10 protein-coding genes are annotated in these 13347 nt (G+C 64.1%); 6 read left to right on the forward strand and 4 right to left on the reverse strand.

Annotated features, from left to right (window positions below):
- Window positions 1-48 precede the first annotated feature (48 nt).
- Window positions 49-1794, forward strand: coding sequence for a GGDEF domain-containing protein (locus A7A77_RS11150; protein WP_172799893.1), 1746 nt, complete (start codon window positions 49-51; stop codon window positions 1792-1794).
- On the opposite strand, the gene A7A77_RS11155 is transcribed toward A7A77_RS11150, so the two are convergent.
- The 3 genes from A7A77_RS11155 to A7A77_RS11165 are packed head-to-tail and all read right to left on the reverse strand — an operon-like array spanning window position 1791 to window position 4808.
- Window positions 1791-2213 carry an acyl-CoA thioesterase gene (locus A7A77_RS11155; protein ID WP_066557832.1) on the reverse strand — a complete coding sequence of 141 codons (423 nt, stop codon included), beginning with the start codon at window positions 2211-2213 and terminating at the stop codon, window positions 1791-1793. The two genes, A7A77_RS11150 and A7A77_RS11155, sit on opposite strands and share 4 nt — an antisense overlap.
- On the reverse strand, window positions 2203-2682 hold the full coding sequence (locus tag A7A77_RS11160) for a DUF2939 domain-containing protein (protein ID WP_066557839.1): 480 nt from the start codon (window positions 2680-2682) through the stop codon (window positions 2203-2205). The genes A7A77_RS11155 and A7A77_RS11160 overlap by 11 nt, the downstream gene beginning before the upstream one ends.
- Window positions 2679-4808, reverse strand: coding sequence for a S9 family peptidase (locus A7A77_RS11165; protein WP_066557841.1), 2130 nt, complete (start codon window positions 4806-4808; stop codon window positions 2679-2681). The genes A7A77_RS11160 and A7A77_RS11165 overlap by 4 nt, the downstream gene beginning before the upstream one ends.
- 130 nt (window positions 4809-4938) lie before the next feature.
- Between A7A77_RS11165 and A7A77_RS11170 the strand changes: the two genes are divergently transcribed.
- The 4 genes from A7A77_RS11170 to A7A77_RS11185 all read left to right on the forward strand — a co-directional run bounded on the left by A7A77_RS11170 (window position 4939) and on the right by A7A77_RS11185 (window position 9707).
- Window positions 4939-6735: an aminopeptidase P family protein gene (locus A7A77_RS11170; RefSeq protein WP_066558102.1), complete on the forward strand. Its 1797-nt coding sequence runs from the start codon at window positions 4939-4941 to the stop codon at window positions 6733-6735.
- Between the two features lie 220 nt (window positions 6736-6955).
- Window positions 6956-7519: an EF-hand domain-containing protein gene (locus A7A77_RS11175; RefSeq protein ID WP_066557843.1), complete on the forward strand. Its 564-nt coding sequence runs from the start codon at window positions 6956-6958 to the stop codon at window positions 7517-7519.
- A gap of 74 nt (window positions 7520-7593) precedes the next feature.
- Window positions 7594-8331, forward strand: a complete 738-nt coding sequence (locus tag A7A77_RS11180; RefSeq protein WP_066557846.1) for a response regulator — start codon at window positions 7594-7596, stop codon at window positions 8329-8331.
- Window positions 8328-9707, forward strand: a complete 1380-nt coding sequence (locus A7A77_RS11185; RefSeq protein ID WP_066557850.1) for a sensor histidine kinase — start codon at window positions 8328-8330, stop codon at window positions 9705-9707. Before A7A77_RS11180 ends, A7A77_RS11185 begins: the two co-directional genes overlap by 4 nt.
- Window positions 9708-9890: 183 nt before the next feature.
- On the opposite strand, the gene A7A77_RS11190 is transcribed toward A7A77_RS11185, so the two are convergent.
- Complete coding sequence (locus A7A77_RS11190; RefSeq protein WP_066557853.1) at window positions 9891-11435, reverse strand: helicase HerA-like domain-containing protein; 1545 nt, start codon at window positions 11433-11435, stop codon at window positions 9891-9893.
- Window positions 11436-11550: 115 nt separating this feature from the next.
- Here A7A77_RS11190 and pabB point away from each other — a divergent pair, with 115 nt between their 5' ends.
- Window positions 11551-13335 carry an aminodeoxychorismate synthase component I gene (gene pabB, locus A7A77_RS11195; RefSeq protein ID WP_066557856.1) on the forward strand — a complete coding sequence of 595 codons (1785 nt, stop codon included), beginning with the start codon at window positions 11551-11553 and terminating at the stop codon, window positions 13333-13335.
- The last annotated feature ends 12 nt before the right edge of the window (window positions 13336-13347 follow it).

Here is a 13347-nt window from a genome sequence, read left to right on the forward strand (position 1 = left end):
CGACGTATTAACCAGAAATCAAACGAATCGGTGCCAATGTCGGCCCCGATGAAAAGTGCGGCAATTCACTGGGCAACCAAGGCGTTCGGAGCGGTGCTGCTGTGCATGGCCGCGCTTCTGCCAATTACCGCACATGCGGAAGACGTTCGTCCGGGCTGCTGGGCGGCGACAAGTACCGTATCCGGCGGCGATGACCCGGTTCTTCCCCGCACGGATCGATGGATCTGCGACGGGCAGGCGCAGGAAATTGCCCGCGGCACATCGTGGCTGTTCTTCACTCCCGCCGATTTTGCGATGCTGGATACACCGCCTGACCATTTCGTCACCGATATCGGTCGGTTCGAACGCATTCACCTTATCGTCATGGACGCCAGCGGCCCCTTACGTTCGCGCGCTTACTCGATGCGTGATGTCGGCACTTTCGTGAACGGTCCCAAGTTCGCCCTGCCGCTTCCCGACATGACCCGCGCGACGGGGCTGGTCGTCGCGATCGAAAAACCGTGGTCGCCTGCCATCATGTCGCAGGCTCAGCTGCAGACACGCCATGACATCGACGACGCGCTGGGCTGGAGCAATTCAGCCATGCTGGTACTGGCCCTGCTCGTCGGCCTGCTGGCGACGCCGCTTGCCTACAACGCCGCGTTCTACCGCATCCTGCGCGAACCTTTCGTTCTATGGATGCTGGCTGCCGAAATCTCGATGCTGGCTTATGTGCTCGTCTCAAGCGGGCTGTTCCACCACATCGTTGACGTGAGCCTTCCGGTCAGCGTGTCGATTTCGGCGCTGACGCTGTTTGCGCCGATGCTGTTCTCTACCGGGTTCTTCCTGAGTTATCTGGAGGAACGAACGCTGAGCGAAACGATGCACCAGTTGCTGATGAGCACGGCCATCGCAACGGGCATCGTGGGTGCGTTCTTCTGCCTGCCGATGGAATTCCTGCGCCCTTACGGCCACGACCTGTTCCTCGGCGCGCCGGTGCCCTTGCTGGTCGCCGTTGCTGCCGCGTGCGTCATGGCCGCTCGCAATGGCAGTAATGCGGTGTGGTTCCAGGCAGCATCGTGGACCGCGCTGGCCGTGTCGGCGCTGGCCGTGATGGCGCGCAGTTCGGGCATGGGGATCGCGGGGGCCTGGCCCGACATCCTGCTTTACGCCGCTATCTTTGCCCACGTGGCGATCGGATCGATCGCGGTGGTCTATCGCGTCGACATCATGCGGCGCGAGCGTGAACGGGTGAACGCGCGCCTTGAATCGCTGACCAACCTGATCGATCTCGATCCGCTGACCGGCATCTTCAACCGCCGCGCGCTGGAACAGCGTTTCGCCGAATTGCGGTCGGACGGCTTCCACGCATTGGCGGTCGTCGATCTCGATCATTTCAAGCAGGTCAACGACCGCTTCGGCCATACCGTCGGCGACCGCGTGTTACAGGAAGTCGCCGCCGTACTGGCCAGTGACAAAGATGCCATTGCCTTCCGCATGGGCGGGGAAGAGTTCGTCATCATGCTGCGCGGCGCACAGATCCAGCAGCGGGCAGAACAGCTGCGCCGGGCGATCACCATCCGCATCGCGAACGAGGTGGACGGGATCGACGGGCCCATCACGGCCAGCATGGGCCTGATCGAAAGCCCGCCGGGCGGCATATCGTCGATGCGCCAGCTTTACAGCCAGGCAGACCGCCTGCTCTACGAAGCAAAATACAGTGGCCGGAACCGCCTGATCACCGAACGGATACAGGTTTTCACCCCGCCATCGCGCGAGCGCCGCATGAAAGACAGGCGCCGCGAATCGGCCTAGGCAGTGCCCAGGAACGGAGCAACGACTTCGGGCGGAACGCGCAGCAGCCTGCCGGAATCGCGCCCGATCATCGCCCATGTGGAGCGGACCGAGACGATCGGGCGCCTGCCACCGGCAGCCGGCATGAAATCGATCAGGCGTTCGAAACGCGCACCCGTCGGTGGTGTTTCTATCCGCGTCTCCGCCTCTACGCTTTCGCCTTCGGAAATATTGCCGCGATAGTCGATCTCGTGCCGGGTCACGACCCAGAGGTACGCATCAACATGTGTCGGATCCGCCACCGCTTCCCAATGTGCGATCGCGATTTCCTGCGCCCATTGCAGCCAGACCGCGTTGTTGACGTGGCCCATGAAATCGATGTGCTCCGGCCCCGCCGTGAAGGTCATGCGATAACGCGGGGTCGGACCCTCAGCGGGCATCGAGATCCACTCCGGCCAGGACCCAGCCAAGGCCGTCGCGCCGGAAAACCAGCGCACCGTGCCCGTCTTCGCCATAGAGGCGGAACGCGTTCAGCCCATCGCTTCGGATGCGCCAGTCCACCGGTTCACGCGTATCCGACCGCTCTGCCACGGTCACGCCAGCGGCCTGCCCCGTACGCACCAGTTGCGCCACGCTATCCGGTGTCATCAGCGTATCCACGGCAAGCGATGTTCCGGCCTTGGCAAGCACCGAACCGAGGCCGCCGATATCCTCTCGGTCGATAGCCCCGCCCACTTCGGATTTCAGCGATTCGCGAAAGGCGTGAAAATCGACCCGCCCTTCCAGCCGCGCCACGTCCCCCGCGCGCGCCGCTTCCCGCAAGTCGTGCAGGGCATAGAGCCGCGATCCGATGAACCAGCCAACGGCGATGCAGGCGATCAGGAACAGGTAGGCGAGAAGTTTCTTCACGCCGGTTCCGCCCCGCCTGCGCCATCGGCCTCACCTACGCCATCGGCCATGCCGAGTTGCCAGAGGATGAAGGCAAACTCTTCCGCCACTTCGCGCAAGCTGTCGAACCGGCCCGACTTGCCGCCGTGGCCTGCGCCCATGTTCATCTTCAGCAGCAGTTCGTTATCGTCGGTCTTCATCTCGCGCAGCCTGGCGACCCACTTGGTCGGTTCCCAGTATGTCACGCGCGGATCGTTGAGCCCGCCCGTCACCAGCATCGGCGGATAGGCCTGTGCGCTAACCTGGTCGTAGGGGCTGTAACTATGGATCAGGGCAAACGCCTCCGCATCCTCGATCGGGTTGCCCCATTCGGGCCATTCGCCCGGCGTCAGCGGCAGGGTAGCATCCAGCATCGTGTTCAGCACGTCGACGAACGGCACTTGCGCGACGACCGCGCCCCACAGATCGGGATCGGAATTGACGATAGCGCCCATCAGTTCACCGCCCGCCGAACCGCCCGATGCGGTCACGCGGCCTTTGGCGCTATAGCCGCGTTCGATAAGGCCCTTTGCGATGTCAACGAAGTCGTTGAAGGTGTTGGTCCGCTTCTTCAGCTTGCCATCCAGATACCAGCGGCGGCCCAGATCGTCGCCGCCGCGGATGTGCGCGATGGCATAGATCACCCCGCGATCGACCAGCGAAAGCCGCGCGGTGGAGAAATAGGGCGAGACCGCATGGCCATACGCACCATAGCCGTAGAGGTGCAGCGGCGCGCTGCCATCCAGCGGGGTATCCTTGCGCATCATCAGCGAAACGGGGATTTCCGTCCCGTCGCGCGCAGTGATCATCAGGCGTTCGGTCGCATATTGCGACGCGTCGTAGCCCGACGGGATTTCCTGCACTTTCAGCGTGGTCAGTTCGCGCGTCTTCGGATCGTAGTCATAGACCGTGCCGGGCGTGACCATGGAGAAATAGCTGAGCCGCAGCGTATCGGTCTCGTACTCCGGATTGTCGCCCAGCCCCGCGGTATAGCTGGCTTCGGGAAAGGCCACCGGCTCGATCCGCGCCGGATCGTCGTAATACCGCACTTCCACCTGATCGAGCCCGTGAAGGCGCCCCTCGGTCACGTAGAAGGCTTCGAACATCTCGAACCCGGTCAGGTAGAAATCGTCCGATCCGGCGATCAGCGTGTCCCACTCGTCCAGCTTGTTTAGCGTCGTCTGCGCCAGCCGGAAATTCTCGTGCGTGTCGTTGGTGTGCACGAACACGCGGTCGCCCGCGATGTCGATGTCGTATTCCACGCCTGCCTTGCGGGCTTTGACCAGCCGCTGCTCGCCCAGCGGGTCGTCGGCGGACACGATGCGTGCCTCGCTCGTCTCGTGGTCCGAAGTCGCGATCACCAGCCACTTTTCGTCCGAGGAAAGGCCCGAACCGACGCGAAAACCCTCGTCATCCTCGTGGAACAGTTCGACGTCGCTTTCGATCGGCTGGCCCAGCCAGTGCAGGCGGGCATTATCCGTGCGCCAGTTCTCGTTGGCGAGCGAGTAGACAAGCGCCTTGTCCCCCGCGACCCAGATCAGCGAGGAAAGCGTGCCGGGAATCTCGTCCGCCAAAAGTTCGCCGGTGCCAAGGTCCTTGATCCGCGCGGTGAACCGCTCCGACCCGTCGGTGTCGATGGCATAGGCGAGCTTGGTCGCATCCTTGCTGATCGAAAACGCGCCGAGCCGGAAATATTCGTGGCCCTCTGCCAGCACGCTTTCGTCCAGCAGCAGTTCCTTGCCCTCGGTCCCGTCGCGGCCACCAGCGGCAGGCTTGCGCCACCACTGCTTGTACTGCGCGCCTTCCTGGTACTCGGTCCAGTAATACCAGTCGCCGTCCTTCGCCGGAACGGAACTGTCGTCTTCCTTGATGCGCGCGCGCATCTCCTTGAACAGCGTGTCGACCAGCGGTTCGAACGGCTTCATCCGTCCTTCGAACCATGCGTTTTCGGCCTTCAGGTGGGCCAGCACCTCCTCGTCTGTCACTTTGGGATAGCCCGCGTCGCGCAGCCACGCATAGGGATCCTCTATCGTGATGCCGTGGTGGGTGAAGCTGTGGGGGCGCTTTTGGGCAACGGGGGGAGCGGTAACGACTGGGGTATCGGTCAAAAGGGTCGCTTTCTGTTCAGCACTGGGGTCAACGTTGGGGGTGCTGGTGAAATGTGTCGATCGTAACTATGTTTCCGCCATTGGCCTTGCAAGGCGCACCTCCTTTTCGAACGAGAATGAAACGATGTTGATGTCCACCCACGAAGCCCGCCTCCATTCGTTGCGAGAGGAACTGAAGCGCCGCGAGCTGGACGGTTTCGTGATCCCGATCAGCGACGAACACATGAGCGAATATGTCGGCGAATATGCCCAGCGGCTGGCATGGCTGACCGGCTTTGGCGGTTCGGCGGGCACGGCGGTTGTGACACAGGACAAGGCAGTGATGTTCGTCGACGGGCGCTACACGCTGCAAGTGCGCGATCAGGTGGACGGCAAGTTCTGGGATTACGAAAGCATTCCCGAAACCAGCCCCGCGAAGTGGCTGGGCGAGAATGCAGGCGAAGGGGCGAAGATCGGTTTCGACCCGTGGGTCCATTCGCGCGGCTGGGCCAAGGCGGCGGCAAAGGAACTGGAAAAGCGCGGCGCCAGCCTTGTCGCGGTCGATACGAACCCTGTGGATTCCGTGTGGGAAGACCAGCCCGCCCCCAGCGCTGCCTTTGCCCGCCCGCATGACGAAAAGCTGGCCGGACGCTCCAGCGCGGACAAGCGCGCCGCGATCGCCGACTGGCTGACGAAGAACCGGTATGATGCCGCCGTGATCACCGCGCTCGATTCCATCGCGTGGCTGTTCAACATCCGGGGATCGGATGTGTCGCGCACGCCCGTTGCGCTGTCTTTCGCGATCGTCCACGCCGACGGCACGGCGGAGCTTTTCGTGGCGCCCGAAAAGGTCAGCCCCGCGCTTTCCGCGCATCTGGGCAATGCCGTGACGATCCGCGACCGCGATGCCTTTGAAACCGCGCTTGAAAAGATGGACGGGCAAGTCGTTACCGTCGATCCCGACCGTTCCGTCGCCGCGATCTTCCGCGCGCTGGAGGAAGCGGGCGCGACCATCAAGGAAGAACGCGATCCCGTCGTCCTGCCCAAGGCGATCAAGACGGAGGCCGAACAACAGGGCCACCGCGCCGCGCAGGCGCGCGACGGGGCGGCCATCGCCAAGTTCCTGCAATGGGTGCAACGCGAAGCGCCGACGGGCCGGGTCAGCGAGCTGGAAGCATCGGACCGGCTGGAAGCGTTCCGCGCCGAAAGCGACATGCTGACCGACCTGTCGTTCGACACGATTTCGGGCGCAGGGCCAAACGGGGCCGTCGTCCACTACCGCGTGAGCGAGGAGACCAACCGCACGCTGGAGCCGAACAGCGTCTACCTTGTCGATTCGGGCGGGCAGTACGCCGACGGCACGACCGACATCACCCGCACCGTCTGGATCGGGCCCGATGCGGCCCCCGCCGTAGTGAAGGACCGCTTCACCCGCGTGCTGAAGGGGCACATCGCGCTGGCCATGGCCGTGTTCCCCAAGGGTACGGTCGGCAGCCAGCTCGACACGCTGGCCCGGCAATACCTGTGGCAGGCCGGCCTCGACTATGCGCACGGCACCGGCCACGGTGTCGGCTCCTACCTATCCGTCCACGAAGGGCCGCAGAACATCGGCAAGGGCGGCCGTCCGAACGAACAGGAACTGCTGCCCGGCATGATTCTTTCGAACGAGCCGGGCTATTACAAGACCGGCGAATACGGCATCCGGATCGAGAACCTCGTGCTGGTGGAACCGCGCACTGTCGATGGGGCGGAGCAGCAGGTCATGGGCTTCGAAACGCTGACTTTCGCGCCGATCGACCGCGCGCTGATCGATACCGCACTGCTGACGCAGGCCGAGCGTGAATGGCTCGATACCTATCACGCAAAGGTGCTCGAAGTCGTCGGCCCCGGCCTTGCCGGCGACCAGCGCGGCTGGCTTGAGGCGCAGTGCGCGCCGCTTCCTGCCTGACAGCCTTGAGGCAGGATGAACGATGGTGAACGGCTGATACACTTTACGACAAACTGGCGCTCACCCGGCATAAACCTGCGACATGGCGCGTGTAGAAAGGCTTCAAGAAGTCGCGAGGATGATGGATCAACGGGTTTCTCCCTGATGTCCCCTCCCCCAAGCCCGTCTCCGTCGTTTTCGCGGCTTCGCCCTTTCACCTAGTCGTTTCAGAGAGAGGACGATGATGAAGAAGACCATGATAGCCGCAGGTGCCGCCGTTCTGGCGTTGGGCACCGTGGCATACGCCGCCCCGGGCATGATGAAAGCCGAAGGCCCCGTCACGCTGAAGGATGCCGAGGCAAAGTCGGCCGAAATGTTCGCCAAGATGGATGCGAACGGAGACGGAAAGCTGGATCAGGCCGACCGCGAGGCGCGCCATGCACAGCGTTTCGCCACGCTCGATACCGACGGCAACGGCTCGATCAGCCAGGACGAGTTCAACGCCATGCCCGAAAAGCGCGGAATGCGCGGCGATGGCATGCGCGGTGAAGGCGGCCCGGACGGCGAAGGCATGCGCGGCCATCACGGCAAGCGCGGCGGCGGCATGCGCATGATGGCCAAAATGGCCGACACCAACAACGACGGCGTCATCACTCGCGCCGAATTCGATGCCGGCGTAAAGGCCCACTTCGCGAAGATGGACGCCAATGGCGACGGCACCGTTACGGCAGAAGAACGCAAGGCCGCTCATGAGCAGATGCGCGAACGCTTCAAGCAGGCGCGCGACGCTGCCACGGACAACTGATCGCATAAAGATCGGTCAGGCATGGGGCGCGCCGGCTTTGTCGGCGCGCCCCGACGCGTTAAGGGCAACAGGCAATGAACGAGACTCAGTTTCCGGACCGTATCCTGCTCGTCGATGACGAAGAGGCGCTGCGCGACCCGCTGGCATCCTATCTCGCCAAGCAGGGTTTTCACGTGAGGCAGGCCGAATCGGCGGCAGCGGCGCGCACGATGCTGCGCGACGAACCGGCCGATCTCGTCCTGCTCGACATCATGATGCCGGGTGAGGACGGGTTGTCGCTGTGCCGCCATCTGGTTGAAGCGCAGAAGACGCCAGTCATCCTGCTGACCGCGCGGGGAGAGGCGACCGACCGTATCGTCGGGCTGGAAATCGGCGCAGACGACTATGTCGTGAAACCGTTCGAACCGCGCGAGCTTGTTGCCCGCATCCGTTCCGTCCTGCGCCGCGCCAGCCGCGCCGAAGCCGCGCCGACTATGGAGCAGGACTACATGTTCGAAAACTGGCGGCTCGATCCGCTGAAGCGCCGGCTGACCGATCCGGAAGGGGCGCTCGTGGCGATTTCCTCCGCCGAATTCCGCCTGCTGCGCGCGTTTCTCGACCATCCGCGACAGGTTCTGGACCGCGATCGCCTGCTCGACATGGTGCAGGGGCGGGAAGCACATCTTTTCGACCGCAGCGTCGACAATGCGATCAGCCGCCTGCGACGCAAGGTGGAATCGGATCGCACAGATCCGCAACTGATCCTGACCGTGCGCGGCGGCGGCTACATGCTGGCGGCCGACGTTTCGCGGGTCGATCCGGTCTCTGCATGAAGCGTTTTCTGCCCAAATCCCTTCAGGGCCAGATGCTGCTGGCCGTGGCGCTGGCGCTGCTGGTCGCGCAAGGAATCGGTGCAAGCGTCGCCTACCGCGCGCAGCTTGAGCGAGAGGATAACGGCATCATCCACTCGCTCGCCTTTCGCATGATCGGTGGGCGTATCCTGCGCGATGACGACGGCCGCGAAATGCGCCCGCCGCCCGGCCGCCCGCCGCGTATGGGCCGTCTGCTGCGCATGGCCGAAACGCCGCTGCGCGAAAGTGACCACCGCAACCACGCATTCGAAGACAAGCTTGGCCGCATCCTTGCCGCGCAGGGGTTCGTCGCTACGGAAATCCAGGTTTTCGAACGCGATACCAGCGACACTGTCCTCGGGCGCTTCATCGAACGCCGCCGCGCATTGCGCGGTGACGGTCGGGGCGACCCGAAATCCATCGTCGTCGCCGCCGTGCGCGGACAGGACAGTAACGAATGGTTGGTCGCAAGGACTCTGCGCGACCAGCGCGAACCGCGTTTCCTGCGCAATCTCATCCTTCAGACGCTGCTGATCTACGTCGTGCTGATCGGCGTGATCGCGCTGATCCTGCGCCAGATCACCAAGCCGCTCGCCGCGCTGACCCGGCGGGTGGAGGATTTTGCCGCCAACCCCACGCTCGGCCCGGATGGCCGCGTCGAACCGCAGGGTCCGCTCGATACGCGCAGCCTGATCGCCGCGCACAATGCGATGGAAGCGCGGATCGGCACGCTGCTGGATGAAAAGGACGTGATGCTGGGCGCGATCGGGCACGACCTGAAGACACCGCTCGCCGCGCTTCGCGTGCGCATCGAATCCGTCGACGACGATGACGAACGGGCCAAGATGGCGGGCACGATCGAGGACATTACCCGCACGCTCGACGACATCCTCTCGCTCGCCCGCGTGGGTCGCCCCTCCGATCCGCAGGAGCCGACCGAGATCTCCGCCCTCACCGCATCCGTGGTGGAGGAGTTCGAGGATATGGGAGAGGCGGTCGAACTGGGCGATACGACGCGCATCGTTCTGTCCGTGCGCGCGACATGGCTGCGCCGCGCTATTCGCAACCTGGCTTCCAACGCCCTGCGCTATGCAGGCGGTGCCTGCGTGACGGTAGAGAAACGCGGCAAGCTGGCCGTCATCAGCGTAACCGACAACGGCCCCGGCATACCCGAGGACGAGCTGGACCGCATGATGGAACCGTTCGAACGCGGCGACCCCAGCCGCAACCGCGGCACCGGCGGTGCAGGCATCGGCCTCGCGCTGGCCCGCGCCATCGCCGAACAGCACGGCGGCTCGCTGGTACTGGAAAACCGCGCCGAAGGCGGGTTGCGGGCAGAGATTAGGTTGCCGCTCTAACCCAACCCACACACTGACGAAAAAAGGGTTGCTCAACCAGATTGGGAGCAACCCTCTAATAAGTCACGCGTCTTACCAGTTAGACGAAGGGGCGTTAAATGGTCACCCCTGCGGGCCTCGAACCCGCTTCTCATGATTAACCTGTACGCATGAATATACTGACTTCGCCGCTAAGTCTATATTTTAACGCATCAAACCACCCACGATATTCCGCACGAACGCATTCAATCCGGTCCGCAGCGGGTCGGCGCTCGATTTCTTGCCCAGCGCTGCCGCAACGCCGATCGATACGGCAGAGCCAGCCGCGGCCTTGATCGCGCTCTTGCCCGCCTTGCCGATTTCGATGCCCCACAGGCTGGTCGACTTGCGTTCGCGTTTGCCGACTTCCTCGCGGCCCTTTTCGGCCACTTCGGCGGCAGTCGCGGCGGCGTCGGCGGCTTTTTGCGCCAGCACCTCCTCCGCGCTCTCGCGGTCGACGGCCTGATCGTACTTGCCCTCGATCGGACTGACCGAGCGGATGATCGCGCGCTCCTTTGCATTGACCGGACCAAGGCGCGAGCGCGGCGGCTTGATCAGGGTGCGCTGGACGATCGACGGCGCGCCGTCCTCCATCAGCGTGGAGACCAGCGCTTCACCCGTTTTCAGCTGGGTAATCGCTTCCGCCACGTCGAGATCGGGGTTGATACGGAAAGTATCCGCCGCCGCCTTGATCGCTTTCTGGTCGCGCGGAGTGAAGGCGCGCAGCGCGTGCTGGACGCGGTTGCCGAGCTGGCCCGCCACTTCCTCGGGAATGTCGATCGGATTCTGCGTCACGAAGAACACGCCCACGCCCTTGGATCGGATCAGGCGCACGACCTGCTCGATCTTTTCCTCCAATGCCTTGGGCGCATCGTCGAACAACAGGTGCGCCTCGTCGAAGAAGAAGACCAGCTTCGGCTTTTCGGGGTCACCCACTTCGGGCAGCGTTTCGAACAGTTCGGATAGCAGCCAGAGCAGGAACGTCGCGTAGAGCTTGGGGCTGCGCATCAGCTTGTCGGCGGCGAGCACGTTGATGAAGCCGCGCCCGTTCTCGTCACACTTGATGAAGTCGTCGATCTCCAGCGCAGGTTCGCCGAAGAACCGGTCGGCGCCCTGCGAGCGCAGCGACAACAGCGAACGCTGGATCGCGCCGACGCTGGCCTTCGTCACGTTGCCGTACGTGGTGGACAGCTCCTTCGCGTTTTCCGCCGTATGGGCCAGCATCGCCTGAAGATCGTCGAGGTCGAGCAGCAACAGTTCCTGCGCGTCGGCATAGTGGAACGCGATGTTCAGCACGCCTTCCTGCGTCTCGTTCAGATCCATCAGGCGTGACAGCAGCAGCGGCCCCATTTCGGAAACCGTCGTGCGGATCGGGTGGCCCTGTTCGCCGTAAAGGTCCCAGAAAACCGCCGGATTATCGGAATAGGCATAGTCGTCCATGCCCAGTTCCTTCGCCCGGCCTTCCAGCTTGTCCGCGTGCTTGAAGGTCGGCGAACCGGGCATCGAGATACCCGACAGGTCGCCCTTCACGTCGGCCACGAAGACCGGCACGCCGTTCGCCGAAAAACTCTCAGCCAGACCCTGCAGCGTCACCGTCTTGCCCGTGCCGGTCGCGCCCGCGATCAGCCCGTGCCGGTTCGCGCGCGACAGTTCGAGGTACTGGCGCTCTCCATTCGCGGCGAGCCCGATAAAAATCGCGTTATCCGTCATGCCCTGCGCCCATTCCTTTTGAAGACCCCGTGATTGCGGCGATCTGGCCCCGCCTGTGGGGCGCGGTCAAGTACGGCTTGCCGCACCCCACAACGAACGCCATCTAGGCGCGGCAATGCGCAAGCCCTTCATCCTGCTGGACGATGCCCGGAAAACGTCCGGCACGGCCCCCGCCCGCCTTTACCGCGATCCCGTCGCGACGTTCCGTGCGGACAGCGCCGATGAAGTCGCACCCGCGCTGGCCAAGGCGGAGGAAGCGCGGGCCAAGGGGCTGCATCTGGCGGGCTATCTCGCCTACGAAGCGGGACTGGCGCTGGAGAACCGCCTCGCCCCGCGCCTTGATGGCAAGGATACCGGCCCGCTCGTCTGGCTCTGTGCGTTCAAGGACTACGAGACGATCCCCGCCGCCGAAATCGCGGACTGGATCGCGGCGCAAGTCCACGACGAACAGGGCCCGCCCCATCTCTCGCCCGCGCGCCCGGTGATCGAGCGCGAGGAATACGACGCCGCCTTCGAGCATGTGCAGGAGGCTATCCGCGCGGGCGACATCTATCAGGCGAACCTGACCTTCCCGCTCCACGCCGCATGGGCGGGCGATCCGCTGGCGATCTATGCGAAGCTGCGCACCCGCGCGGCAGCCGGATACGGAGCTTTCGTGTTCGACGGGGAACGGCACCACCTCAGCCTCTCTCCCGAACTGTTCTTCGCGCTGAAGGACGGAGCCGCGATGCTGAAGCCCATGAAGGGCACGCGCCCGCGCGGCACGGAGCCGGAAGCGGACGCGGCGATGGTTGCGCAGCTTGGCGCGAGCGAGAAGGACCGCGCCGAAAACCTGATGATCACGGACCTGATGCGCAACGATGTCTCGCGCCTCGCCGTGCCGGGATCGGTGCGGGTTCACGATGCCTTTGCCGTCGAAACCTACCCCACGCTCCACCAGATGACCTCCACCGTGCGGGCAAGGCTGCGCGATGGCGAAGGCGCGGTGGACCTGCTGCGCGCCATCTTTCCCTGCGGGTCGATCATCGGCGCGCCCAAGATCCGCGCGATGGAGATCATCGACGAGATCGAACAGGCCCCGCGAAAGTTATACTGCGGCACTGTCGGGCGGGTTGACGCGGGCGGCGATGCCGCTTTCAATGTCGCCATCCGCACCCTTTCGCTGGAAGGGCGCGGCATTGGGCAGGCCCGCATGGGCGTCGGTTCGGGCATCGTCGCGGACTCGCGGCTGGACGATGAATGGGCCGAATGCCTGGTAAAGGGAGAATTCGTGGCAGCCGCCAGCCGTGACGTGCACCTGATCGAGACGATGGCCTTCGATCCGAAGATCGGGGTGCCGTTGATCGAGTTTCACCTTCGGCGATTGAAGGACAGCGCGCTGGCGCTGGGCTTCGATCTCGACCGTCATGCGCTGCGCAACCACATCCAAGCCTTTTGCTTCCTCAATACCGAGCCGAAGAAGCTGCGCGTGCTTGTCGCGCAGAACGGCACGTGGGACATCGACGGCAGCGACATGCCCGATGCGATGGACGCGCCGGTTCCCGTGGCGCTCACCCCGCTTCCCGTGCCGCAGGGCGACTGGCGGCTGCGCCACAAGACGACCGACCGCGCTTTCTACGACGATGCCCGCAAGGCCGCCGAAGCGGATGGCGCACGCGAAGTCATTTTCGTGCGCGAGGACGGGTTGCTGACCGAGGGCAGCTTCACCAACATCTTCGTTGAACGCGGCGGCAAATACCTGACGCCGCCGCTGTCGGCAGGGCTGCTGCCGGGCGTACTGCGCGCCTCCCTGATCGAGGATGGACAGGCGCAAGAGGCGGAACTGACCGCCGATGATCTTGCGGAAGGCTTCTTTATCGGCAATGCGCTGCGCGGGCTGATGCCGGCCCGGCTTATCTAACGGGCTGTTGCC

Origin of the sequence: Croceicoccus bisphenolivorans, assembly GCF_001634625.1 — a bacterium.
In the GTDB taxonomy this organism is placed as follows: Bacteria; Pseudomonadota; Alphaproteobacteria; order Sphingomonadales; family Sphingomonadaceae; genus Croceicoccus; species Croceicoccus bisphenolivorans.